Origin of the sequence: Parvibaculum sp., from assembly GCF_030694575.1 — a bacterium.
Classification (GTDB): domain Bacteria; phylum Pseudomonadota; class Alphaproteobacteria; order Parvibaculales; family Parvibaculaceae; genus Parvibaculum.
In genome coordinates this window covers 1-25,238 of record NZ_JAUYUS010000035.1, presented here as the reverse complement: position 1 = coordinate 25,238, position 25,238 = coordinate 1, and the positions used below count along the sequence as shown (strand labels likewise).

Here is a 25,238-nt window from a genome sequence, read left to right as displayed (position 1 = left end):
GAGGCTATTTCAAGGCGTCGAGCTTCGTCTGCGTCTCCGCCGCATGTCCCTTCGCCGCGTCGAGGTCTTCCTCGGCGAGGCCGGCATTCGCGGACGCCAGCGCTTCTTCCAGCGATGCTCTGGTCTCGTCGTCCTCCGCATCGGGGATTGCGCCGTTGCCGAGCGGCTTGCAGGGGTTCAGCTCCTTCTCGGCGAAACCTTCGCCCTCCGGTCCGACGAGGCAGTTGATCGTGTGATGGAGATGAGTGTGCACGCCGCCGATATCGCCCGCGGCCGCCGCGAAGCCCGCATGCTGGGCGGCAGCGGCGATTTCCTTGTCGAGCTGTGCCGCAAAGGCGGGCGCCGCGAAGAGCATGAGGGCGCCGGCCGCCGCCGTCACGAGAATGGAAGTCCTGCGTGTGTTGCGCATCGTTTCCTCCTGTTTGTCTGCCGAGCCTTCAGCAGAACACCCGCATCGCGCACGGGCAACCCGAAACGGGCGTCATAACCGGAACGTGATCCGGTTCATCTCGTCCAGCTCCTCCGCGTTCATCTCCCATTCGCTCGCCTTCACATTCGCCTCCACCTGCTCCGGTTTCGTCGCGCCTGCGATCACGCTCGCGACATGGGGCTGCGAGGCGAGCCAGCCGATGGCGGCGTCGAGCGTGGTTTTTCCGCGCGTTTCGGCGAAGGCCGTCACCTTCTCTACCAGGTCGAAATTCGCGTCGGTGAGGATGCCCTTGCCGCGCTCGCCCCATTGCGTCAGCCGGCCGTCGTTCGGCAGGTCGCGGCCGCGCTTGTATTTTCCGGTTAGCATGCCGCTCGCCAGCGGGAAATAGGGCAGCACGCTGCCGCCATATTTCTTCACGGCGGGCACGAGATCGAATTCGATCTTGCGATCGAGGAGATTGTAGTGGTTCTGGGCGCTCACGAAGGGCGTGAGGCGGCGCTCCTTCGCGATGAAGGCGGCTTCGGTGAATTGCCAGCCGGTCAGGTTCGACGAACCGATATAGCGGACCTTGCCCGAGTGCACGAGATCGTCGAGCGCGGCCAGCGTTTCCTCGATCGGCGTATCCGGGTCGGGGAAGTGCAACTGGTAGAGGTCGATGTAGTCCGTACCGAGACGCTTCAGGCTCGCCTCGACGGCATTCACAATGTAACGGCGTGAACCGCCCTTCATGTATTCGCCGTCGCCCATCGGCAATCCGAACTTGGTCGCCAGCACGATCTCCTTGCGCCGCGGACCCAGCGCCTTGCCGAGCATCGTTTCCGAGCCGCCCTTGTTGCCGTAGGCGTCCGCCGTATCGAAGAGCGTTATGCCGAGATCGAGCGCCTTCCCGACAACGATGTCGGTAGCGGCCTGATCGATCTTCATGCCGAAATTGTTGCAGCCGAGGCCGGCGACCGAGACTTTCAATCCCGAATTTCCAAGTGTCTTGAAACGCATGATGCTCTCCCTGCCGCGGTTTCCGCCGTTTTCAGCGCGCGAGTTTATGCCTCGCCGGGCACGCGCGACAGGCCGCGCGTGTAACGTTTGCGCGAGGCCCGCAAACTTAATAGACTCCCGGCCTAGGGTGCTTACCCTAAATCAGAATGAGGGCGAGAGCGTGCTCCGGCGCGCCGTAAAAACAGCCCCTTCGGGAGAGGGAACGACATGAAATTCACATGGTTCAACCTGATGCCCTGGCCTTACCTTCCGGACGATTTCCGGGAGAAGCATCGTTCGGTCTGGGTCGATATCGACTCGCGCCTGTTCGATCCGGCGAAGAGCCACGAAGTCTATAATTCCTACATGGACATGCTCGAATATGCGGGCACGCTCGGTTTCGACGGCATCGGCGTCAACGAGCATCACCAGAACGGCTACGGCATCATGCCGTCGCCGAACATCATCGCGGCGGGCCTTGCGCGGCGCACATCCGATGTCGGCCTCGTCGTGCTCGGCAATTCGATCGCGCTCTACAACCCGCCGGTGCGCGTCGCCGAAGAATTTGCGATGCTCGACTGCATTTCCGGCGGCCGTCTCGTCGCGGGTTTCCCGGTCGGCACCTCGATGGACACGAATTACTGCTACGGCCAGATCCCCGCGCTCACCCGCGAGAAATATCAGGAAGCGCACGATCTCATCCGCCGCGCCTGGTCCGATCCCGATCCCTTCGCGTGGAACGGGCGCTACAACAAGCTGCGCCACGTCAACATCTGGCCGCGCCCGATTCAGGACCCGCCGCCGATCCATATTCCGGGCGGCGGTTCGGTCGAGACCTACGACTTCTGCATCGACAACACCTACTCCTATTCCTACCTCTCCTTCTCCGGCTACATCCGCGCCAAGGCGCTGATGCAGGGCTATTGGGACCGCGTCGCGCAGCGCAACGCGCCCGACGAGAGTCCCTATCGCGCCGGCTTCGCGCAGACGATCTGCGTCGCCGACACGGACGAGGAAGCCGAGCGGCTCTATTCCGAGCATGTCAGCTACTTCTACAACCGCTGCCTCCATGTCTATGGCGGCTTCGCGGATGCGCCCGGCTACCGCACCATCAAGACGATCCAGACCGGCGCGCTGTCGCAATATGCCCCGCCCATCGGCGGCTATTCGGAACTCACCTGGAAGGACCTGATCGAGCAGGGTCATGTGATCGCGGGCAGCCCGGAGACCGTCCGCCAGCGCATGGAAGACCTCATCAAGGGGCTCAATGTCGGCAACATCTTCTGCCTCCTCCATGTCGGCAACATGCCGATGGACAAGTGCATGCACTCGACGAAGCTCTTCGCCGAGAAAGTGATGCCGCATCTGCGTGGCATGTTCCCGGACTACAAGGACGACAACCGCTTCTGGTGCAAGCCGCTGGCAAAGCGCGTGAAGCCGGGCAGCCTGCCGGCCGAAAAGGAAATCGCCGCGATGGTCGGAGGGAAGGACTGATGGAAACGAAAACGATCGAGACCCACCACGTCCCCGTCCGTTACTTCGAAGGCGGAAAGGGCGAACCGCTCGTCTTCCTCCACGGTGCGGGCGGTGTGACCGCCGAAGACCCTTTCCTCGCGAAGCTCGCGGAGAAATACCACGTCTATGCGCCGCTCCTGCCCGGCTATGGCGACTCGCAGGAATGCGGCGAGCTGCGCGAGATGCTCGACATCACGCTCCATACATGGGACGTGGTGGCCGCACTCGGCCTGAAAGACCCGATCCTCGTCGGCCATTCGATGGGTGGCATGATCGCGGCGGAAATGGCCGCCATCGCGCCCAACGACGTCAGCCGCCTCGGGCTCATCTGCCCGGCCGGTCTCTGGCTCGACGATCATCCGATCCCGGACATCTTCGCGATGCTGCCCTACGAGCTTCCCGCCGTTCTCTTCCACGACGTGGCGGCTGGCACGGCGCTGATGACGGCGGGCGTCGCGCTCGACGATCCGGAATGGCTGAAGGGCTTCCTCGTGCAGAATGCGCGGCAGCTCGGCATGGCGGGCAAGATCCTCTTTCCCGTGCCGGATCGCGGCCTCTCGCAGCGCCTCTACCGCGTCAAGGCGAAGACGGTGCTCGTCTGGGGCGACGGCGACAAGCTCATTGCGCCGGTCTATGCGCATAGCTGGAAGAAGGCGATTGCCGGTGCCGAGCTCGTCTCGATCCCGGAAGCGGGCCATCTGATGACGCTCGAAAAGCCCGGCCATGTCGCGGCGGCGCTCGCGAAGCTCGGCTGACACACACGGAATCGGCGTCCAAAAACAAAAACAGGCGCGGATAGGAGCGAAGGGCCATTCCGAAAGGAGTGGCCCTTCTGCTTTGCCGTCTTCGTGGAGGCGGCTGTGATGCTTTTGCCTCACATTCGCAACTAATTTCAGATCGCCGCAATTTGCGATTGCAGATGCGAACTATTCTCAATAATTAGTCCCATCGTTCCGGGAGGGGCGCGTGCCGACGCTATGGGGCAGGTCGCGCGGCACGGTGCTCTCCCGAATTTTGTAGCCCGCGTATGGGCGGCCCAAATGGGGGATTGTCGAATGATAGAGAAGAAAAATCCGGCGAGGGTGCCGGGATCGTTGCGCTCGCCCGTGCGCCTGACGGGGCGCCCGGAACAGAGCTACAGAAGCAAACTCATGACGGCGTGCTGCGTCGCGGCGGCCGCCGGCATCGCGATGCCCGCCTTCGCGGAAGAGTCGAACGCGAAGAAGGACGAGAGCGCGATCGACCTGCCCACCCTCGTGATCGAAAGCACGACCGAGCCCGGCGCCAATCCCTATGCCGACCCCGCCGCCCCCTACAAAGTGGACCGCTCGGCGAACAAGAAGATCGAACAGGACATCCAGGACTTCTCCAAGGAAATCACAATCATTCCGAAAGAGGCCATTACGGATGCCGGTGCGACGTCGGTGAAGGACGTGATCCGGATGCAGCCGGGCATCACCATCGGCACAGGCGAAGGTGGCAACGCGCTCGGCGACCGCTTCATCATTCGCGGTTTCGAGGCGCGCGGCGACGTCCTCGTCGACGGCTTGCGCGACCCCGGCGTCGTCAGCCGCGAAACCTTCGCCGTCGAGCAGATCGAAATATCGAAGGGACCGGACTCGACCTTCGCCGGCCGCGGCACGACCGGCGGCGCGATCAACATGATCACGAAAATGCCGCAGGGCGAGACCTTCAGCAAAGCCACCGTCGGCTTCGGCACGGACGACTACAAGCGTGTCACCATCGACACCAATCAGGTCGTGAGCGATACGCTCGCCGTTCGCGTGAACGGCATGTGGCACGAATCCAACGTGCCGGGACGCAGCGACGACGTGGACGTCCATGACGATCGTTGGGGCGGCGCGGTTGCCTTCGAATGGCAGGCTTCCGATACGGTCACCATCATCGGCGACTACTACCATCTCGAAACCGACGCCATGCCGGATTTCGGCGTGCCGTGGAACGCCAGCACGAAGAGCCCCTACACGGTCGGCGGCGAAGCCAAATTCTACGGTCAGCTCACGCGCGACTTCTGGGAAACCTCGCAGGACATTGCCACCCTCCAGGCGCAGGTCGAACTCAATCCGAACCTCCGCTGGAACACGCAAGTCCGCTACGGCTATGCGACCAACCACTATGTCGTCGGCGCGCCCGAAGGACCGAACCTCGGCGCCGGCACCGTGAATTCATCCGCCAAACAACGCCGCCAGAACTGGGATTATGTCGGCGGGCTCAGCACGCTCACCTACGATTTCGCTACGGGCAGTATCGAGCACACCGTCATTGGCGGCATCGAGGCCACTTATGAAGACTCGCGCAATCCGGGCTATCGGGGACAGAGCAACGTCACCGTCGACATCAACAATCCCAACAACTACGCCTGGAACGGCACAATCCTGAAAAACAACCAGCCGACGGCGAGCCTGATCGAGACGCAGGCGGTTTTCGTCTCCGATACGATGAAGCTCGACGAGCAGTGGCAGGTCTTCGGCGGCCTCCGCTTCGACCGCTACAAACAGCTTCAGACGTCGTCGGTCGGTGGCGGCAGTCCCTATCCCGAAACCTCGGGCGACACCGATACCAACTTCTTCAACTGGCATGCCGGCGTCACCTTCAAGCCGCTGCCGAATGGCAGCATCTATACGTCGGTCGCCTCGGCATCGAACCCGCCGGGCGCCCTGACGGATTCGACGAGCGCGGCCTATGGCGGCAACACGACCGCCATCGAATCCATCGATGCGGAACGGATCATTTCCTACGAACTCGGTACCAAGTGGGAGCTCTTCAACGAGCACCTGTTGCTGTCCACCTCGATCTTCGAGATCACCCGTAAAGGCGGCCTCGATGTCGTGGTCGCGGGCGAGGGTCAGGGCGAACGCCGGGTGCGCGGCATCGAGGTTCAGGCGGCCGGCAACGTCACGCCGGAACTGAGCCTGATGGCCGGCGGCTCCCTCTTCGACGCCGAAGTGATCGCAAGCCCCTCCGGGCCGGGCAAGATGGTCAACACGGCCGAGAAGAGCGCCTTCATTCAGGCGAAATACGCCGTGACCGAGGAATGGTCGGTCGGCTCCGCCGTCATCTACCAGGGCGAAGTCTATGGCGGCACCTATTCCGCGCATGACGCTTCGCCGAAGCTTTCGGACTGGGTCCGCGTGGACCTCATGTCCGACTATGCGGTGACGCCGGATGTGACGCTTCGCCTCAATGTCCTTAACGTGTTCGACGAGCTTTACTACGACTCGCTTTACCGCAGCGGCACGCCCTTTGTCTTTGTGGCGCCGGGCCGCTCGGCTACGCTGACGCTCGAATACACTTTCTGAGCCCTCCGGTTCGGAAAGATCGAAAATGGCGGCAGGCCCGGTCTCGCAACCGGGCCTGCCTGCCGGTTTGCCGAAGGACAAATCATGCTGGTGTCGATTCCCGAGGTGCTGAGCAAGGCCGAAGTCGCGGCATTTCGCGCCGAGATGGACAAGGCCGAATGGATCGACGGCAAGGCGACGGCAGGCGAACAATCCGGCACCGTCAAGAAGAACCAGCAACTCAAGGAAAACTCGGCCCTCGCGCGCAAGCTCGGCGACGGCGTCCTCGATGCGCTGGCGCGGAACGACACCTTCATTTCGGCGGCGCTGCCCCTGAAGATATTTCCGCCGCTCTTCAACCGCTATGCGGGCGGCGAATATTTCGGCACGCATGTCGATAACGCCATCCGCATCGTGCCCGGCACGCCCGTCCGCGTCCGCACCGACCTCTCGATGACGCTCTTTCTGAGCGAACCGGAGGACTATGACGGCGGCATTCTGGTGGTCGAGGACAATTACGGCACGCAGGAAGTGAAGCTGGCCGCGGGCGATCTCGTGCTCTATCCCTCGACCAGTCTGCATCACGTCACGCCCGTCACGCGCGGTGCCAGGGTGTGCTCGTTCTTCTGGCTGCAGAGCATGGTGCGCGACGATGCGGAGCGCACGCTCCTGTTTGATCTCGACCAGAGCATCCGTTCGCTCGGCGCCGAGCAGGGCATCGACCACCCGGAAGTGGTCCGCCTCTCGGGCATCTACCACAATTTGCTGCGGCGCTGGGCCGACACTTAAGCCGCGGCCGGCTGCGCCTCCCGTGCCATGAGCCGCGCCACCGTGCCGGCAATGCTCGCGCCCGCGATGGTCAGCGCCATCGGCAGCGCCGTGCCGTCATTGAACGCCCCGACAAGCGCACCCGCCACGGCCGCCAGCGCGAACTGGAGAATGCCTGTCAGCGCCGAGGCCGAACCGATATGGCTGTCCGCCCGCGCCATCGCTGCCGCCATCGCATTCGCGCCGACAAAGCCGACGCTGCCGACGGCGATGAAGATGCAGGCTGCGAGCGCATAAAAGGCATCCGGACGGAAGATCGTCGCGGCCAGCAGCGCCAGCGCGGCGGCGAGATGTATGCCCATCGCGACTTTCAGAATGACGCGCCCCGACATGCGACGCAGCAGGAACGCATTCACCTGCGACGCGATAATGAGCCCCGCCGCATTCACGCCGAAAAGCATGGCATAGCCGGAAGGATCGAGCCCGTGCAACTCGATGAAGACAAAGGGCGAGCCGGTGATATAGGCGAACATCGCCGCCGAGATGAAGGCATTGGCGAGCGCGAAGCCCATGAAAGGCCGGTCGGCGAAGAGCGCGAGATAGGCGCCGAGCACGGGGCGAAGCCCGCCATGCTGGCGCCGCTCGCGCGGCAGCGTCTCGCCGAGCCCGAACAGGACGGCCGGGACGCAGGCGGCCCCGAAGGCGGCGAGCACCCAGAAAATCATGTGCCATTCGCAATGCGCGATGATGAAGCCGCCGATCATCGGCGCGAGAATGGGTGCGAGCCCCATCACCAGCATCAGCATCGAATAAACCTGCGCGGAGCCGCGTTCGTCGAAGAGATCGCGCACCATGGCGCGCGACACGACGATGCCCGCGCAGCCGCCAAGCGCCTGCAGCAGCCGCGCGGCGGTCAGGCTTTCGATATCCGGTGCCAGCGCCGCCCATATCGACGCGCCGACATACATCGCGATGCCGATCAGGAGCGGCGGCAGGCGGCCAACACGGTCGGTGATCGGGCCGACCACGCCCTGCCCCACCGCGAGACCGACGAAGAAGACGGCGAGCGTCGTCTGTACCGCGCCGGCCGTGGTGCCGTAATGAGCCGCGATTGCCGGAAAGGCCGGCAGGTACATATCGATCGAGAGCGGCGCGAAGGCGATCAGGGAACCGAGAATGACGACAAAGCCGATCCGGCTCCCGCGCGGGGTGGATGCATTCATTTTATATCTACTTTCGCCATCCCTCGTCCCGCGCGGTTCATATAGGCGAACGGGCCGCTTTATGAAAGCGGCCCGTTCTGCATTTCAAGAGAGATGGTGCCGGATCAGATTTTCTTGTCGCCCTGCCAATAGGCATCGCGGATGGTGCGGCGGAGCACCTTGCCGCTCGGCATGCGCGGGAGTTCCTGCATGAAGTCCACCGAGCGCGGGCGCTGATAGCCCGGCAGGTTCGCCGCCGCGAAGTCGAGCAGTTCCCGCGCCATCGCATCGTCGGGGCGATAGCCCTCGTTCAGCTCGACGACAAGCTTCACCTCCTCGCCCCATTCCTCGTTGGGCACACCAACCGCCGCCGCATCCGCCACAGCCGGATGCTTCAAAATCTCCTGGTCGATCTCGGCGGGATAGATGTTCACGCCGCCCGAAATGATGACCTCGGCGCTGCGTCCGGTGAGGAACAGGAATCCGTCCTCATCCAGATAGCCCATGTCGCCCATCGTGTAGAAATCGCCGCGATAGGCGCCCTCGGTCTTTTCCGGCGCCTTGAAATATTCGAAGCGTCCCTGCTCCGGCGCCTTGAAATAGATCGTGCCGACCTCGCGCGGCTTCACCGGCCGCCCGTCCTCGTCATGCACTTCGACGATCACGCCCGGCAACGGCTTGCCGACCGTACCCTTCTTCGCTGGCCATTCATGGCTGTCGACGAAAATGCCGCCGCCTTCCGTCGCCGCGTAATATTCGAAGACCACGGGACCGAACCAGGCGATGGAGCCCTCCTTCACATGCGCCGGGCAAGGCGCCGCACCGTGAAGAATCCAGCGCAACGAAGACGTGTCGTATTTCGCCCTGGTCGTCTCGGGCAGTTGCAGCATCCGGTGCAGCATGGTCGGCACGACATGCGTATGCGTGATGCGGTACTCCTCCGCGAGACGCAGCGTCTCCTCCGCGTCCCACTTGTCCATCAACACGCAGCCGACGCCGGCATTGATCGGGAAGCTCAGGTTCAGCGCGAGCGGCGCCGCGTGATAGAGCGGGCCGGTCACCAGCGCCAGGTCGTCTTCGCGAAAAGCCGCCGTCTCGGTCAGCTTCACCAGCAGCGGCGAGACGGGCGCCGCCTGCCGCCGGAAGACGCCCTTCGGATGTCCCGTGGTGCCGGAGGTATACATCATCTGTGTACCGAGCGCCGGATCGGTGAGGTCGCCGCCGTCCTCGGCCTCCACCGCCGCATCATAGGAGGCGAAGCCCTCGATCGGACCGCCGACGGCGAGTTTCGCGACAAGACCCGGCGACATGCGCACCGCTTCCATGGCCGAGGCCGGGAAGCGCGCATCCGCGACGAAGGCCTTCGCTTCGCAATTGTCGACGATGTAGCCGACTTCCGAGCCCTTCAGGTGCCAGTTCACCGGCGTCAGGCGAAAACCGCCACGCTGGCAGGCCGCCACCGTCTCCACGAATTCGGGCCGGTTGGAGCAGAGCAGCGCCACCGCGTCGCCCGCCTTCAGTCCCGCCCGCCTCAGGGCCCGCACCAGCCGGTTCGCGTTGGCGTTCAATTCGCCGAAGCTGCGGTTCCCCGCCTCCGAGATAATCGCGGGCCTGTCGGGCGCCTGCGCCGCGTGCCACGCCAATACCATGCCTGCCGCGGCCGCTTCCTCGCGGCTCCACGCGGACGTTGCTTCCGCAAGCGTCATGTTCTTCCTCCCGCCATTGTTCCCGGCGCCTTGCTGGCGCCTTTTTTGGTTTCATACTGGTGCCAGCATTGGACAGGCGGGGGCTCCCCGGCGTCAAGCCGGTTTGCGGAGTTCCTGTCCGCGCTTTTCAAGGGGTTTTCCTTATATGAGAGCTTTACTGGTCGGTGCCGCCGCTCTTTTCAGCGTCGTCGCGGGAAACATGGCGGCATATGCGGCGGAGAATGAAGCGAAGGAAACGGCGGAAGCCGCCAGCCTCGGGCGCGCTTTCCTGACGTTTCAGGTCGAGAACGACCTTTTCGCCAATTTCGTCAATACCGACCGGCATTACACGAACGGTCTCCAGGCTGCATGGCTGTCGCGGCCGAAAACGGACCTGCCTGCCTGGCTCGCGGATTTTTCGTCGCCGCCTTTCTATTCGCTGCTCTTCCCGACCGGCAATTTCGACAACAAGAGCCATCGCGTCGGCGTCGCTCTCGGCCACGCGATCTTCACGCCGGACGATACAACCGTGACGACGCCGCAGCCAAACGACCGGCCCTATGCCGCCTGGCTCCACATGACCTTCTCGCTGCAGAGCGTCCGCTCCAGCACCATCACCGGCGAGGCGTGGCAGGACCAGTGGAAGCTCGATCTCGGGATGGTAGGCCCCGCCGCCGGTGGAGAGTTCGTGCAGAACGAATGGCATGGCCTCATCGGTGCCGACGATGCAAAAGGCTGGGATAACCAGATCAAGAACGAACCCGGCATCAATCTCAGCTTCGAGCGCGCATGGCGCAGTTCCACCTTCGCCACGCCGGAGATCATCGGCCTCGAAACCGACGTCATCCCCTACACCATCGTCGCACTCGGCAATGTGCAGACCTATGCAGGCTTCGGCGCCACCTTCCGGCTCGGGCCGACGCTGCCCAACGATTTCGGCCCGACGCGCATCTATCCGGGCGTCGGCGGCTCGGAATGGTTCGAACCGGCGGCGAGCGGCTGCAATTGCTACGTCTTCGCGGGCTTCGAGGGGCGCGGCATCGCGCGCGACATTTTCCTCGACGGCAACACCTTCCGCGACAGTGCGAGCATCCAGAAACGCCACTTCGTCTATGACGGGAAGCTCGGCTTGGTCTTCGTCGTCTGGGACACGCGCGTCGCCTTCACGCATGTCTTCCGCAGCCGCGAATATGAGGGACAGGCGAAGCCCGACCAGTTCGGCTCGATCTCGGTGAACTTCGCGCTCTAGCGCCTATTCCGGCTTCTTGTAGTTGCGGAGTTCCTCCGGGTCGTGCTCCTTCGCGTGGGAAGCCGCTTCCTTGCGGGCCGCTTCGAGGTCTTTGCGCTCGCTGCCTTCCATGGCGGTGCGCGCATCCTCGGCCGCCTTGCCGACGCGGCCCTCGTCCACGAATGCCTTCGTGTCCTTGTTGTACTCGCGCGCGGCGGTGCGGTTGCCCTCGCCTTCGTTCGGCTGCTTCTTCGGATCGGCCATGACGTCCTCCTGCGGTTCGGTTGCTCCTGTCATGAAAAACGCGCAGGGCCGCCGCTCCGTTCCCTCACTTCCGGCCGCCTCATTCCATAACGCTTGTCTTTGAGCGAAAGCGCCGCATGATGGGCGTCACCCGAATCCCCTCCCGCCGGACAAGAGCCCTTCATGACCCTGCCGCTGATCGCCGCCGACAACATGTTCGGGCTTCTCTTCGCCTTTCTCGGCCTCGCCGCCTTCGGCTTCTGGTCGGAGCGTACGCGGCTCGGCTTGTGGATTTCCGGCGTCATTCTCACGATCTTCGCGGGCATGCTTCTCGCCAATCTGCGCATCGTGCCCTTCGCCTCGCCATTTCACGACATGGTCTGGGCCTATGTCGTGCCGCTCGCGATCCCGCTGCTGCTCTTCAAGGCCGACCTGAAGAAGATCCTGCCCGAAAGCGGCAAGATGCTGCTCGCCTTCGTCATCGCCGTCATCGGCACGGTCGCTGGCGTGCTGGTGGGCTTCGCGCTCATCGACATGGGGCCTTCCGGCCATCTCGTTGGGGGCGCGCTCGGCGCGAGCTGGATCGGCGGCTCGATGAATTTCGCCGCCGTCTCGACCGCGAACGGCCTCGTCGCCGACGGGACTCTCACCGCCGCCACGGCCGCAGCCGACAATGTCATGGCGGCCTTCTTCATCGCCTTCCTGCTCATGCTGCCGGGCCTCGCCTGGCTCGTGCGTCTCATTCCCTCGAAAATCATCGAGCAGGAAGTTCACGCGCATGAACACCCGGAGGAAGAGAAGAAGCCCGTGCTCGACATGGGGGCGCTGGCGCTCCAGCTCTTTCTCGCCGCCGCCTGCTGCTTCATCGGTTTCGAGACTGCCGCGCTTCTCGGCATTCCGAAATACGGCGTCCTCTTCGTCACGGTGAACGCGCTTCTCATCGCCAACATATTTCCGAAGCAGATGCACCGGCTCGAAGGCGGCTTCACGCTCGGCATGTTCTTCATGTATCTCTTTTTCGGCGTCATCGGGGCGGCCGCCGACATCGTGCTGATGGTCGAGACGGCGATGCCGATCTTCCTCTTCGTCTTCATCATGGCCGCCGTTCACATCGCCATCGTGCTTGCGGGCGCCAGGCTCTTCCGCATCGACCTCGCCGAAGCCCTCGTCATCTCCAACACCGTCGCCGTCGGCCCCGCCACGGCTGCCGCCATGGCCGCCGGCAAACGCTGGCACGGCCTCGTCACCCCCGGCGTCATGTTCGGCGTCCTCGGCTACGCCGTCGCCAACTTCATCGGTATCGCACTGACGCAGTGGTTGGGGTGAGGAAGAAAAGGCATCCTCTTTCTTTTCTTCGTCTTTGCCGGGCTTGACCCGGCAATCCAGAAGCCGCGAAGCGGCGTCAGGAATAACTCTTTTCTTCATCCCTCCATTGGCGCGCCTTGGTCCCTTATCCTGGACCCCCGGGTCAAGCCCGGGGGTGACGCGTAAAAATAACAAGAAAACGGCAAACCCTGCGTAATTTGCTCCCCTCCCCCGATCCCGATAGAACAGCCTCAAAGCCATTCACCGAGGGAGAACCCCAATGTCCGAACCCGTCATCCTTGTCGAAAAATCCGGCGCCGTCGCCACCGTGACGCTCAACCGCCCGGGCGCGATGAACGCGCTGTCGCGCGACCTGCGCAAGGCAATCGCCGAAACCTTCGAAGAGCTCGAAGCCGACGACAACATCCGCGTGGCGATCCTCACCGGCGCGGGCAAGGCCTTCTGTGCCGGGCTCGATCTGAAGGAACTCGGCGGCGATGCCAGCGCCGTCGGTGGCGGAGGCGTCAATGCGACCGTCGCCGACAAGGATCCCGTCACCTCCATCGGCCAGTTCTCCGGCCCCGTCATCGGCGCGATCAACGGCGTCGCCATCACCGGCGGCTTCGAACTGGCGCTCGCCTGCGACATCCTCGTCTGTTCGGAGAATGCGCGCTTCGCCGACACGCATGCCCGCGTCGGCATCCTGCCGGGCTGGGGCCTCAGCCAGAAGCTCTCCCGCGCCATCGGCATCTACCGCGCGAAGGAGCTTTCCCTCACCGGCAATTTCCTCTCCGCGCAGCAGGCGCAGGAGTGGGGCCTCATCAACCGCGTCGTGACGGCGGAAGAACTTCTTCCCGTCTGCCGCAAGCTTGCCGACGACATGCTCTCGGTCGTGCCGCAATGCCTGCCCGCCTACAAGAAGCTGATCGATGACGGTTTCGCTGAAGCTTTCGGCACCGCGCTCAAGACCGAGCGGCAGTTCTCCAATGCCGCCAACAAATCCGTCGCGCCGGAGGAAATCGCCGCGCGCCGCGAAGGCATCCAGAGTCGCGGCAAGCAGCAGACCTCCTGATCCGTCACGGGCAAGGCGACAGCCAGAGCACGCCCGAGAAGCAGAAGATCGATGCGCCGAACGCGGCGAAGGCGAGATCGGTGGCGACGCGGTAGGAGAAACCCGTCGCCGCCGTGAGCCGCCGCCGCATTGCGAGATAAGGCGCAAGCTGCACCGCGAGATAAGCGGCAAAGAGCGCCACGAGAACGAGCCGGTGCAGGCTCAGCGCGCCGGCAATGCCGATCTCGTTCCAGCCGAGCCTGCAGCCCAGCGCCTGCATTCCATAGAGATGCACGAAGGCAAGCGCCCAGAGTCCGAAGCCCGCAAGCAACAGCCCCGCATGTCCCGCCCGTTCTGTTGCGCCCGTCATGGCGCGCCTCCGCCGGCGCCGAGCATGATGAAGACATGCACGAAGATGACGGCGGCGATGCCCGCGCCTGCCGTATAGAGGTGCCACAATTTTCCGATCCGGAGATCGAGGCACCGCACCGCCGAGACGAGGCCCTGCCGCCCGCGCCATAAGCCGAACAGCGCGAAGACGACGCCAAGCGCGGTATGGAAGCCCGCATAGCACAGCACCACGAAACAGGTGGCCGACAACGCATGCCCCATCCGGTCGGGAATGGCGGTCATCGCGATCCAGGCAATGGCGAGCGTCGCAAGCCCATGCGCGGCGGCGCAGAGGGCGAGCGAGGCTTGCGGGTGCGCACCCGCCAGATGCCTTGCCCGCCACCCTGCCGCGCCGGCCGCCAGCAGCGCGGCAATTGCGGCGGCGGAGAGAAGCATGCCGGGTTCGGGAAGTGTCGCGGGCGGCCAGTTCGGCGCCGACAGCCAGAGGAACCAGCCGCCGAAAAGCAGCGATGCGTATAGCGTCGCGTCCGCCGCCAGCGTGAAGACCATCGCCCACCATGACGGCGCGTTGCGGCTTTCGGTATGCGGCGGCGCTTGTGCATCGCGGCCAACAGGCAAGGCACCGCTGTCCTTCCCGCTGCCCGTCGCCCGCGTCCAGCCGAGAAACAGCGCCAGCGTCGCCAGCAGCGCGATGGGCACAAGCCAGTAGAGCTTCGCCAGCATCGCGATGAAGAAAAGGCCGGTCGCGGCGGCGGTGAAGAGCGGCAGGAATGTCTGGCGCGGCAGCAGCACCACCTGCTCCAACCGTCCGCTTGCCATGCCGACGGCGAGCGTCTCCATCCGTCCGTCCCGCGCGAAGCCGAGATAGCCCTCTCCCGCCGCAAGTTCCCTGCCGAGCCGCTCCGGCGCCAGCATGTCCGCGCGGCGGTCCACACGCGGCAGCGACGCGAAGTTGTAGGCGGGCGCCGGTTTCGGCATCGCCCATTCGAGCGTCATCGCCTTCCACGGGGTGCGCGGAAAGGCGCGGCCGTAGCGGACCTGCAGGACGATATCGATCAGCACCAGCGCGAAGCCGATCGTCATCACGAAAGCGCCGATGGACGACACGAGATTGTAGATTTCGAGTCCCGACGCTTCCGTATAGGTGTGCACGCGCCGCACCATGCCGAGCAGTCCTGTCAGATGCATCACGAGAAACGTCACGTTGAAGCCGATGAAGACGAGCCAGAAGGCGGGCAGCGAGAGATGATGCACGGGCCGCTTGCCCGTTATCAGCGGCAGCCAGTAATAGGCCGCCGCCAGCATCGGAAAGACAAAGCCGCCGATCAGCACATAGTGGAAATGCGCGACCACGAAATGCGTGTCGTGCGCCTGCTTGTCGAACGGCATCATCGCGAGCATCACACCGGTCAGCCCGCCGATCACGAAGACGAAGAAAAAGCCGAACACATAAAGCATCGGCACGCTGAAGCGCGGGCGGCCATGCGCGAGCGTCGCCAGCCAGGCGAAAATCTGGATCGCGGTGGGCACGGCGACAAGCGCGCTCGCTGCCGAGAAGAACGCCATCGCCATATGCGATATGCCCACCATGTACATGTGGTGGACCCAGAGCCCGAAGGAGATGAACGCCATCGAGATCGCGGCGATCACCACCCAGCGATAGCCCATCAGCGGCCGTCCCGCGAAGACCGGCAACACGGTCGAGATCGCGCCCGCCGCCGGCAGGAAGATGATGTAGACCTCCGGGTGGCCGAAGAGCCAGAAGAGGTGCTGCCACAGCAACGGATCGCCGCCGCGCTCGGGATCGAAGAATGGCAGCCCGAAGGCGCGCTCCACCTCGAGCAGGATCGAGCCGAGGATGAGCGGCGGAAAGGCGAACAGCATCATCGCCGCCACCGCCAGCATGTACCACGCGAAAACCGGCATCCGGCCTAGCGACATGCCCGGTGCGCGCAGCTTCAATATGCTGACCATGATCTCGACGGCGGCGCAGACGGCGGAGATTTCGACGAAGGTGACGCCGAGCAGCCAGAAATCCGAATTGATGCCGGGCGAATAGGTGCCGGAGGAGAGCGGCGTATACATGAACCAGCCGGCATCGGGCGCCGCACCCGCCGCCAGCGCCACGATCAGCATCGTGCCGCCGAAGAGATAGCACCAGTAGCCATAGGCGGTGAGGCGCGGGAAGGCGAGGTCGCGCGCGCCGAGCAGCTTCGGCAGAAGATAGATCGCGAGCCCCTCGATCAGCGGTATCGCGAAGAGGAACATCATGATCGTGCCATGCATGGTGAAGACCTGCGCATAGAGGCCTTCGTCCATGAACACGCTCCCGGCGGAGGCGAGCTGCGTGCGGATCAGCATGGCGAGCAGCCCGCCGATGGCGAAGAACGCCGCCGCCGTCAGCATGAAGCGGCGGCCGAGAATGGAGTGGTTCACGGCAGCGGCCCGCGCAATGCCGGGCGGCGTCCCCCAGATCGCGGACAGCTCGCGGTGCAGCCGGAGCGCCTTCGTCGCGCCGTTCTCCTCCGTCATGGCGCGCTCCCCGAAATCGCGGCGCGGAAATCCTCCGGCGTGTGCGCCTCCACGCGGAAGGTCATTGCCGTGTGGCCGGTGCCGCAATATTCCGCGCAGATGCCGCCATAGGCGCCGGGCCTGTCGGCATAGAGCCGCACCACCGTTTCGTGGCCCGGCGTCGCGTCCACCTTGCCGCCGAGACGCGGCACCCAGAAGCCGTGAATGACATTGTCGCTCGTCGCGATCACGTCGACGTCGTAGCGCGCGGGCATGTGCATCACGCCGATGGTGGGCGCGGCATCCGGATAGTCGAGGTAATGGAATTCCCAGTACCACATATGCGCCCGCGCCTCGATGCGCACCGGGTTGTGCTCGCCGCGCCAGGGCAGATGCCGCTCGCCCATCGCGAAGGCGAAGAAGAGCAGCAGCGCCAGCACCGGCACGGGCATGAGAATACCGCCGCCCAGAATCCATGTCCGCTCCGTCCAGCGTCCGCCGAAGCCCGGCTTCAGCATGGCCGCCGCGAAAAGCCCCATCACCAGCACGAACAGCACCGCGCTCCCCGCCAGCATCGCCCACCAGAGCGTTGCGATGTCGCGCGCCGCCGGTCCCGCCGGATCGAGCGTCGAGAGGTCGCCGCTGCAGCCCGAAAGCGCCGCGCACGCGCAAATCGCCGCCGCGCGAGGGAACGGACCGCGCCGCGAAAGGGTTATCTTCCGGATGGGAGAGGCGTCATGAGCGAAACCGATCACCCGGAAAATCCGGTCGAGGCGAAGATCGAGGAAAAGGATGTCAGTTCCGCCATCGCGGTGGCGGGCCATCCGCTTCATGCCATGAGCGTTCATTTCCCGATCGCGCTCGTTGTCGCGACGCTCGGCGCGGATGTCTTCTACTGGTGGACCGCCGACCCCTTCTGGCTGCGCGCGGGCCTCTGGTCGGCGGGCTTCGCCTTCGCCTCGGGCATCGGCGCCGGCCTTGTCGGCACGGCGGAGCTTCTTCTCGTGCCGGGCATTCGCGGTCGCGTCGCAAGCTGGGCGCATGGCGTCGCCGCGATGATGCTCATTTCGGTCGCCGGCCTCAATTGGGGCCTCCGCCTCACCGCGCCCGACGCCGTGCTGCCGCACGGGCTGCTGCTCTCGCTTCTCGCGGCGGGGCTCACCGGGCTTGCCGGCTGGCATGGCGGAAAACTGATTTTCCATCACGGCATCGGCCTCATGGTGTCGCCCAGGGATTGAGAGGTGCGAGGATGCGCTTCAGCGCCCCCGGCTCCGACATGCCGTCCGGCAGCAGCGAGGAGATGTCGATATCGGGCTTCGCCAGCACGAGAAAAAGCACGCCCCCGATCAGCGCCAGCACGACACCCGTGCCGAGAAGGAAGCGCCACACAGGATAGACCTCGCCCTCGCCGAACAGGCGGATGATGACGAGCCCGGCGAATGTGTGCGCCAGCACCAGCGCGCCGACCAGCGCAAGCTTCGCCGACATCCACGTGACGAAAACCTCACGCGCGAAAATGAGCCCGATGCCGCTCCCGACCGCGAGAAAGGCCGCCGGCGAGATCAGCGCCACATAGGAAAACCGCACCATCCGCTGCAGCCGGTAAAGCGCATCCTTGTCCACCACATGCGCGCGCTGCACATAAAGCCCCGGCAGGCTCACAAGCCCCGCCATCCAGACAGAAACCGCCGAAATATGAATGATTTTGAGCCAGACGATCATCAGGCTGCCATGGCTCCTCTCCCCTCGGCCGACGGGCCAAGGGAGAAAATGCATGAGGCGGCGGGAAGTTCCGTGGGGTGAGGGGAAAACGGCTAGGCGCCTTAGTGGTCGAGAAAGACCGAGATCGGGGCCTGCGCCCGCATCGCGGACAGGAGGGGACAATTGCGAACTGCGGACCCTTAGTTTCGCATATCGCTGATGCCTAACGCAGCCGCTTTCCGTTCGATGTATGCGATTGCGTCCTCTATTGCGAACTGCAGTTCATTCAATACTCTTATGTCGTAGAAATCACCGTCTGAATTGTTTTCTGGCGCGTTTTCCGCCAGAGATATTGCGTAAGCCACTTTCGCTCTCCGCACCTATGAACCAAACGCAGGTGCCAGCCGGATAAGCTATTTCCAATCAATGGATTAGGCGTTTCATTGGGGGTCTTTCCGCACAGGCTCCCGGCAAATCAATATCTTGTAGAGGCCTCCAGGGTTAGCCTTGGTGGCATGACCAGGCGGTTCGATCCCATAGGCATCCGTTCGCTGACGGACCTGCAGCGGCACATGCGCACCGAGGAGGAAGCGCAGCGGCTCTTCGAGTGGCTGCGCTGGCCGGAGGGCCGCGTATGTCCCTTCTGCGGCTCCGGCGAGCACTGGGCGCTGACGGCGAGACGCGCCGGCCTCTATGAATGCCGCGGCTGCGGCAGGCAGTTCAGCGCCACAGCCGGAACACCGCTCCATGGAACGAAGCTGCCAATCGCAACATGGATTCAGGCGGCCTTTCTCATCGTCTCATCGAGCAAGGGCATGAGCTCGCCGGCGCTGGCTCGTCACCTCGGCATCACGCAGCGCAGCGCCTGGAAGGTCGGTCACGCCATCCGGCTTCTGAAGAACCCGGCCGCCGGCGATGCGAAGCTCTCCGGAATTGTCGAGGCCGACGATATTGCCGACGGCGGCAAGGCGTCTCGCAGAAACCGGGCAAAATACGGCGAGAAAACCGCCAAATTCATCTACAATGCCCCAGGCCGCGGCAGCGGCAAGAAGCGGATTCTGGTTGCCGTCGAGCGCGGCGGGCGCGTGCGAACGGCAGAAATGACAGATGGCAGCGCTTCGACCGTCGGGCCTCTGGTGCGCGAGCTGGTGGCGACGGAAGCTCACCTGATGACCGACGGCGACAGGGCACTGATTGCTGTCGGCAAGGACCAGGCGGCGCACGCCTCCGTCAGTCACAGCCAGAAGGAATATGTGCGCGGCGACGCCCATGTGAACACGGCCGAGGCATTCAACCTCTTTCTCCGCCGCGCCAAGATGGGCGTGTGGCATGTCTGGAGCAACGAGCATCTGCGCCGTTACCTTGCCGAGCTCCAGTTCCACTGGGACCATCGCCCAATTCCCAAGGGCAGAGGCAAGCGACGGGAGCTTGTTGCCGTCCCTTCCATCGTCCTTATGCGGACTTTGTTCTCGCGCGGCCATGGCCGCGAGCTGCGCCGGACGAAGGCCGGAAGCGTCGCTGAACCCTCCAACCGGCCCGGAAAACCGGCCCCAAAGACCCACTAGATATAGCGCCAGCTCATCTCACCAGCGCCGCATCACCTGCGTTTGGTTCATAGGTGCCTCGCTCTCAGATCCACGTCGGACGAGGTGTCGATACCCTGCAAAAAAGTCAAGGTCTGACGCTTGTTTCCAGCTCGATACCCCTGAGAACTTCCCATCTGTACTAGTGGCGATCTGACTTGGGCCATGTTTTTTCTAGCAATGGAAATCTCCTCAGCATTTTGGTCTTGGCCGCTACCTCCTCCGTTTACAGATGAACTTTCAATTGCAATTATTGTGACGGCAGCAAGCAGGGCCGCAACTATAATCGCTACAATGCCGGACATGAGATCACGGCGACCTCTGTGCTTTATCTGCGCAAGTACGATTTCTTTTTGTTCCTCAGGGCGAAGATTCCGCAGATCGACGCGAAAAAACTCTGCCATTGCAGCAATTGCTTCAAGTCGATCCGCGGCCGGTGCACTTTCAATATTCCGGGCACTATTTTCCAGTCGCGCCTTGTAAGCAAATAGAAACGCAGCCACGATAAATGCGACCAAACTCAGCCCCGTCCCTACATATGGTATTGCTTCCCAAGCAATCATATTAGTCCCCAGTATAGTCTCGACGACGGCGTCTCAATATTTTGAATTCAAACACCACTGACCGCTATTGAGTAGCGGAAACTTGCCTCTTTACGCCTCGGATTGCCTTTCTCGCGCCCCTCCCCCCTGTCCCCCTTTTCCGCTATCCTCCCCCCCAAAGCCATTAGAGCCATTTCCGGGAGGGGAAACCCATGAGCAGCACGTCTCGCCAGCATGACATCGTGATCCGCGGCGGCACCGTTTATGACGGTACGGGCGCCGCGCCTGTCGAGGCCGACATTGCCATCGAAGGCGGCCGCATCGTCGAGGTCGGCAAGGTTTCAGGTTCCGGCGCGGAGGAGATCGACGCGCGCGGGCAGATCGTGACGCCGGGCTTCGTCGACGTGCACACGCATTACGACGGCCAGGTCACCTGGGACCCCTATCTCCAGCCCTCCACCTTTCACGGCGTCACCACCGCCATCATGGGCAATTGCGGCGTCGGCTTCGCGCCCTGCAAGCCTGAGCAACGCGAATGGCTGCTCGGCCTCATGGAAGGCGTCGAGGACATTCCGGGTTCGGCGCTGGCCGAGGGCATCAAGTGGAACTGGGAAAGCTTCGCGCAATATATGGATGCGGTCGAAGCCTCGCCGCTCGCGCTCGATGTCGGATTGCAGGTGCCGCATGCCGCCGTCCGCGCCTATGTGATGGGCGAGCGCGCGCCCGCGCTCGAGCCGGCGACGGAAGCGGAGACGGCCGAGATGGGCCGCCTCGTCGTCGAGGCGCTCGAAGCCGGCGCGCTCGGCTTCTCCACCTCGCGCACGGTGAAACACAAGGACGTGAAGGGCGGCGCGACGCCGACGCTGAAGGCGGAAGCGATGGAACTCCACGGCATCGCCCGCGCCATGGGCAAGGCACAGAAGGGCGTGCTGCAGCTCATCGCCGATTTCAAGGACACGGATGCCGAGTTCGCGATGCTGCGCGGCATGGTGGAACTTTCGGGCCGGCCCATGTCCATCACCATCGAGCAGGACGACCGCTGGCCCACCGTCTGGAAGCGCGTGCTCGACAATATCGCCGCCGCCAATGCCGACGGGCTGCCCATTCGCGGCCAGGTGCCGCCGCGCGCCACCGGCGTGTTGCTCGGCCTCACATCGTCGCTCAATCCCTTCGTGATGCACCAGACCTTCCGCTCGATCTGGGGCGCGCCGCTGGAGCAACAGATGAAGGCGCTGCGCGACCCTGAATTCCGCGCGAAGCTTCTCGCCGAGGAGCCGGACTATCCGTCGGGCGAGATCATCGAGATGCTCTGCATCGCCTATCACAAGATGTTCGCGCTCGGCGAGAACCCGAATTACGAACCCTCGCCGGAGGAAAGCGCGAAGGCGGTCGCGGAGCGCACGGGACGCCACCCGCGCGAGGTGTTGCTCGACTGGATGATGGAGCGCGACGGCAAGGCGCTCCTCTATTTCCCGCTGATGAACTATCACTGCGGCAGCCTCGCCGATGTCGAGACGATGCTCACCCATCCGAACACCGCCTTCGGCCTCTCCGACGGCGGCGCCCATTGCGGCATCATCTGCGATGCGAGCTTCCCGACCACGCTCCTCACCCATTGGGGCCGCGACCGCACGCGCGGGCGGAAGCTCCCGCTCGAATGGCTGGTGCATGGCCTCACCCAGCGCAACGCGGCGCTTGTCGGCATGAACGATCGCGGCGTCTTGGCGCCGGGCATGAAGGCGGATCTGAACGTGATCGATTTCGACAATCTCACGCTCTATTCGCCGCGCATCGTCAACGACCTGCCGGCCGGCGGAAAACGCCTCATCCAGCAGACGGATGGCTACACGGCCAGCATCGTCTCGGGCGCCGTCGCCTTCCGCAACGGCGAGCCGACGGGCGCCCTCAACGGCCGCCTCGTGCGCGGCGCGCAGGCGCGGCCCGAAGGGGTGCGTATTCCGGCCGCCGCCGACTGAGGCTATAAATCGCCGCGGCCACTGGCCACGGTGGAAACTTGCCCTAATTTGGTCAAGGTACGGGGCCAAAAGGTGCCCGGCCCGCCGCATGCCGGCTGCGGGCATGGTGGAGCTGGGCCGCCATAGGGGTACCGTTTCGAGCCGTTTTTCCCAGCCTTTTTGCGTCTAGCGGACCCGATGATGGACACACCCGATCCCGTCTCCCCCACGCCCGAGCCTTCGCCCGATGCACCGGCGGCCAATCCCCGGTCATGGCGCAACTCGGTATTCGTGCGTCAGGCGGCTTTCTTTTTCATTGTCCTGCCGCTCGTCATCGCCGCCAATCTCGCGGTCTGGGCCGCCTTCAACCAGCCCCATCACGCGGAAGCATGGACCGGCGAAATCGTCGGCTTCTCCTACAGCCCCTACCGCCAGGGCCAGGACCCGACGCAGAACAGGCATCCTTCCGTCGAGCAGATGGAAGAGGACATGCGGCTCCTCTCCGGCACGGTGCAGGCGATCCGCACCTACAGCGTCATCCGCGGCCAGGAAAACATTCCCGAGCTTGCCGCCAAATACGGCCTTTCCGTCGCGGTCGGCGCATGGATCGGTCCCGATCTCGCGCGCAACGAGCAGGAACTCGCCACGCTCATCCAGCTCGCGCCGCGCCGCAATGTCGTGCGCGTGCTGGTCGGCAACGAAGCCCTGCTGCGCAACGACCTGCCCGTGGAAGACCTGATCGCCTATATCAGGCGCGCCAAGGAAAAAATCTGGAAGCCGGTCTCCACCGCCGAGCCGCCGCATATCTGGCTCAACAATCCCGATCTTGTGCAGGCGGTCGACTACATCGCCGTGCAGCTCCTGCCCTATTGGGAAGGCATCCCGATCAACGAGGCAGTGAATTCCGTCTTCGAACGCCTCGACGAATTGCGCGACGCCTATCCGGGCAAGCCCATCGTCGTCACGGAAGTCGGCTGGCCGAGCCGCGGCAAGGTCATCCCGCGCCGCCCCTATCCCGGCCTCGCCGAAGCCGAGCTCAGCACCGAGGCCGTGCCGTCGCTCGTCAACCAGGCGACTTTCATGCGCGCGTTCCTGAACCGCGCCAAGGCCGAGGACATCACCTATTACGTGATGGAAGCCTTCGACCAGCCGTGGAAGGCGTCGGAGGAAGGGGCCGCCGGCGCCTTCTGGGGCATCTACAATGCCGACCGCGCGCCCAAGTTCCCGATGGCCGGCAGCATTTCCGAGGCGCCGGAATGGCGTTTCTGGGCGTCGCTCGCCGCGGGCCTCGCGCTCGTGCCCGCCATGCTCTTCATGCTGCGCCAGCGCCATGTCCGCCCCGTCGGCGTCGTCTTCTTCGCGGTGCTCACGCAGATCGCCGGTTCCGCCATCGCCTGGGCGGGACTTTCCGTCACCGGCCTCTATTTCACCTGGATCGGCATCACGGTCTGGAGCTTCCTCTTCTTCGCGCAGGGACTTCTTCTCATCGTTCTCCTCGCGGAAGCGATCGAATTCGTCGAGGTGATCTGGACGCGCCACGGCTCGCGCCACTTCAAGCCCTTCGATGAAAAAGCCGTCAGCCCCACGGCGATGGTGTCGATCCATGTGCCGATCCACAACGAGCCGCCGGAGATGGTGCGCGAGACGCTCGCCGCGCTGGCGAAGCTCGACTATGCGAACTACGAAGTCCTCGTGCTCGACAACAACACGACCGACCCCGAGGTCTGGCAGCCGGTGCGCGACTACTGCGCGCAGCTCGGGCCCCGCTTCCGCTTCTTCCATCTCGAGAACTGGCCGGGCTTCAAGGCGGGCGCGCTCAATTTCGGTCTGGAGAAAACCGCCGAGGAAGCCGAGATCATCGCCGTCATCGACAGCGACTATCAGGTCGAGCCGAATTGGCTGAAGGTGCTCGTCCCCTATTTCGACAAGCAGGATGTCGGCTTCGTGCAGGGCCCGCAGGATTACCGCGACCGCCATGAAAGCGCGTTCAAGAACATGGCCTATTGGGAATATGCCGGCTTCTTCCATATCGGCATGGTCCAGCGCAACAATTTCAACGCCATCATCCAGCACGGCACCATGACGCAAGTGCGCAAGAGCGCGCTGAAGCGCGTCGGCGGCTGGGCGGAGTGGTGCATCTGCGAGGATGCCGAACTCGGCATCAAGCTCTACCGCGCCGGCTACGACAGCGTCTATGTCAACCACTCCTTCGGCCGCGGCCTCACGCCGGACACGCTGTCCGGCTATATCACGCAGCGTTTCCGCTGGGCCTATGGCGCGGTGCAGATCGTCAAGCATCACTGGGATGCGCTCGCGCCCTGGGCAAGCAGCAAGAAGGGTCTCACCGGCGCGCAGCGTTATTATTTCCTCGCCGGCTGGCTTCCCTGGTTCGCGGACGGGCTCGCGCTCCTCTTCACCACGGCGAGCATCGTGCTGTCCGCCTGGGCGCTCTACCAGCCGCACATGGTGTCGCTGCCCGTCGCCGCCTTCCTCATTCCGACCATCGGCAGCTTCATCTTCAAGTTCGTGCGCTCGCTCTGGCTCTATGCGGTGCGCGTGCGCGATTGCAGCTTCATCGAGAGCCTCGGCGCCGGCGTCGCCGCGCTCGGCCTCACGCATACGGTCGCCAAGGCGATGCTCAACGGCATGATAACAACGAGCAAGCCTTTCATCCGCACGCCGAAATGCGAGGACAAGCCGCCGCTCGCCGCCGCCTTCATCCAGGTGCGCGAGGAAACGGTGATGCTCGTCCTGCTCTGGGGCCTCACCGCCGCTTTCCTGATGAGCCCCGATTTCGCGGACAGCCATTCGCGTCTCTGGGTCGGCGTGCTGCTCGTGCAGTCGGTGCCCTACGCCTCGGCCGTCCTCCTCTCGCTCATCAACGTCATGCCGTC

General features: G+C 64.0%; 21 protein-coding genes. 11 read left to right on the top strand and 10 right to left on the bottom strand.

The window, feature by feature from the left end; genetic code table 11:
- Nucleotides 1–4: 4 nt before the first annotated feature.
- Together Q8S60_RS06080 and Q8S60_RS06075 are read right to left on the bottom strand one after the other, a co-directional pair.
- Nucleotides 5–409 carry a hypothetical protein gene (locus Q8S60_RS06080; protein ID WP_305276022.1) on the bottom strand — a complete coding sequence of 135 codons (405 nt, stop codon included), beginning with the start codon at nt 407–409 and terminating at the stop codon, nt 5–7.
- Between the two features lie 72 nt (nt 410–481).
- Entirely contained in the window at nt 482–1,426 is a 945-nt protein-coding gene (locus Q8S60_RS06075; protein WP_305276020.1) for an aldo/keto reductase, read from the bottom strand.
- A gap of 207 nt (nt 1,427–1,633) precedes the next feature.
- On the opposite strand from Q8S60_RS06075, the gene Q8S60_RS06070 reads away from it, so the two are divergent.
- The 4 genes from Q8S60_RS06070 to Q8S60_RS06055 all read left to right on the top strand — a co-directional run bounded on the left by Q8S60_RS06070 (nt 1,634) and on the right by Q8S60_RS06055 (nt 7,008).
- Complete coding sequence (locus Q8S60_RS06070) at nt 1,634–2,899, top strand: LLM class flavin-dependent oxidoreductase (protein ID WP_305276018.1); 1,266 nt, start codon at nt 1,634–1,636, stop codon at nt 2,897–2,899.
- Nucleotides 2,899–3,675 (top strand): alpha/beta fold hydrolase, encoded by a 777-nt coding sequence (locus tag Q8S60_RS06065; RefSeq protein WP_305276014.1) that lies wholly within the window; start codon nt 2,899–2,901, stop codon nt 3,673–3,675. The genes Q8S60_RS06070 and Q8S60_RS06065 overlap by 1 nt, the downstream gene beginning before the upstream one ends.
- A gap of 300 nt (nt 3,676–3,975) precedes the next feature.
- Nucleotides 3,976–6,240: a TonB-dependent siderophore receptor gene (locus tag Q8S60_RS06060; protein WP_305276013.1), complete on the top strand. Its 2,265-nt coding sequence runs from the start codon at nt 3,976–3,978 to the stop codon at nt 6,238–6,240.
- Nucleotides 6,241–6,324: 84 nt separating this feature from the next.
- Nucleotides 6,325–7,008: a Fe2+-dependent dioxygenase gene (locus Q8S60_RS06055; RefSeq protein ID WP_305276012.1), complete on the top strand. Its 684-nt coding sequence runs from the start codon at nt 6,325–6,327 to the stop codon at nt 7,006–7,008.
- Here Q8S60_RS06055 and Q8S60_RS06050 read toward each other — a convergent pair.
- On the bottom strand, nt 7,005–8,210 hold the full coding sequence (locus Q8S60_RS06050) for a Bcr/CflA family multidrug efflux MFS transporter (protein WP_305276011.1): 1,206 nt from the start codon (nt 8,208–8,210) through the stop codon (nt 7,005–7,007). The two genes, Q8S60_RS06055 and Q8S60_RS06050, sit on opposite strands and share 4 nt — an antisense overlap.
- A 104-nt stretch (nt 8,211–8,314) precedes the next feature.
- On the bottom strand, nt 8,315–9,895 hold the full coding sequence (locus Q8S60_RS06045; protein WP_305276010.1) for an AMP-binding protein: 1,581 nt from the start codon (nt 9,893–9,895) through the stop codon (nt 8,315–8,317).
- A gap of 145 nt (nt 9,896–10,040) precedes the next feature.
- Between Q8S60_RS06045 and Q8S60_RS06040 the strand changes: the two genes are divergently transcribed.
- A complete protein-coding gene (locus Q8S60_RS06040) occupies nt 10,041–11,123 on the top strand; it encodes a lipid A deacylase LpxR family protein (protein ID WP_305276009.1) in 1,083 nt (360 codons plus the stop codon).
- Nucleotides 11,124–11,126: 3 nt separating this feature from the next.
- Here the strand turns inward: Q8S60_RS06040 and Q8S60_RS06035 are convergent, their stop codons facing one another.
- On the bottom strand, nt 11,127–11,366 hold the full coding sequence (locus Q8S60_RS06035) for a hypothetical protein (RefSeq protein WP_305276008.1): 240 nt from the start codon (nt 11,364–11,366) through the stop codon (nt 11,127–11,129).
- Between the two features lie 162 nt (nt 11,367–11,528).
- Here Q8S60_RS06035 and Q8S60_RS06030 point away from each other — a divergent pair, with 162 nt between their 5' ends.
- Both Q8S60_RS06030 and Q8S60_RS06025 read left to right on the top strand, forming a co-directional pair.
- Nucleotides 11,529–12,671 carry a DUF819 domain-containing protein gene (locus Q8S60_RS06030; protein ID WP_305276007.1) on the top strand — a complete coding sequence of 381 codons (1,143 nt, stop codon included), beginning with the start codon at nt 11,529–11,531 and terminating at the stop codon, nt 12,669–12,671.
- 259 nt (nt 12,672–12,930) lie between these two features.
- Nucleotides 12,931–13,722 (top strand): enoyl-CoA hydratase, encoded by a 792-nt coding sequence (locus tag Q8S60_RS06025; protein WP_305668428.1) that lies wholly within the window; start codon nt 12,931–12,933, stop codon nt 13,720–13,722.
- Nucleotides 13,723–13,726: 4 nt separating this feature from the next.
- On the opposite strand, the gene Q8S60_RS06020 is transcribed toward Q8S60_RS06025, so the two are convergent.
- Genes Q8S60_RS06020 through coxB form a run of 3 tightly spaced genes read right to left on the bottom strand, consistent with a single transcriptional unit; the run spans nt 13,727 to nt 17,318 of the window.
- On the bottom strand, nt 13,727–14,071 hold the full coding sequence (locus tag Q8S60_RS06020; protein WP_305276005.1) for a hypothetical protein: 345 nt from the start codon (nt 14,069–14,071) through the stop codon (nt 13,727–13,729).
- Nucleotides 14,068–16,584, bottom strand: a complete 2,517-nt coding sequence (ctaD, locus tag Q8S60_RS06015; protein ID WP_305276004.1) for a cytochrome c oxidase subunit I — start codon at nt 16,582–16,584, stop codon at nt 14,068–14,070. The genes Q8S60_RS06020 and ctaD overlap by 4 nt, the downstream gene beginning before the upstream one ends.
- Nucleotides 16,581–17,318: a cytochrome c oxidase subunit II gene (gene coxB, locus Q8S60_RS06010; protein ID WP_305276003.1), complete on the bottom strand. Its 738-nt coding sequence runs from the start codon at nt 17,316–17,318 to the stop codon at nt 16,581–16,583. The genes ctaD and coxB overlap by 4 nt, the downstream gene beginning before the upstream one ends.
- On the opposite strand from coxB, the gene Q8S60_RS06005 reads away from it, so the two are divergent.
- Nucleotides 17,301–17,801 (top strand): DUF2231 domain-containing protein, encoded by a 501-nt coding sequence (locus Q8S60_RS06005; RefSeq protein WP_305276002.1) that lies wholly within the window; start codon nt 17,301–17,303, stop codon nt 17,799–17,801. The two genes, coxB and Q8S60_RS06005, sit on opposite strands and share 18 nt — an antisense overlap.
- On the opposite strand, the gene Q8S60_RS06000 is transcribed toward Q8S60_RS06005, so the two are convergent.
- Nucleotides 17,779–18,285 carry a CopD family protein gene (locus Q8S60_RS06000; protein ID WP_305276001.1) on the bottom strand — a complete coding sequence of 169 codons (507 nt, stop codon included), beginning with the start codon at nt 18,283–18,285 and terminating at the stop codon, nt 17,779–17,781. The genes Q8S60_RS06005 and Q8S60_RS06000 overlap by 23 nt on opposite strands.
- Before the next feature lie 494 nt (nt 18,286–18,779).
- On the opposite strand from Q8S60_RS06000, the gene Q8S60_RS05995 reads away from it, so the two are divergent.
- The gene (locus tag Q8S60_RS05995) at nt 18,780–19,829 is read left to right on the top strand and encodes an IS1595 family transposase (RefSeq protein WP_305276000.1); all 1,050 of its coding nucleotides are present in this window, start codon (nt 18,780–18,782) and stop codon (nt 19,827–19,829) included.
- A 47-nt stretch (nt 19,830–19,876) separates the two neighbouring features.
- Here Q8S60_RS05995 and Q8S60_RS05990 read toward each other — a convergent pair whose 3' ends face one another.
- Nucleotides 19,877–20,410 carry a hypothetical protein gene (locus Q8S60_RS05990; protein ID WP_305275999.1) on the bottom strand — a complete coding sequence of 178 codons (534 nt, stop codon included), beginning with the start codon at nt 20,408–20,410 and terminating at the stop codon, nt 19,877–19,879.
- 191 nt (nt 20,411–20,601) lie between these two features.
- Here Q8S60_RS05990 and Q8S60_RS05985 point away from each other — a divergent pair, with 191 nt between their 5' ends.
- Nucleotides 20,602–22,365, top strand: coding sequence for an amidohydrolase family protein (locus tag Q8S60_RS05985; RefSeq protein WP_305275998.1), 1,764 nt, complete (start codon nt 20,602–20,604; stop codon nt 22,363–22,365).
- 177 nt (nt 22,366–22,542) lie between these two features.
- Nucleotides 22,543–25,238: glycosyltransferase (locus tag Q8S60_RS05980; RefSeq protein ID WP_305668427.1), on the top strand; the 2,696-nt coding region annotated here is incomplete at its 3' end.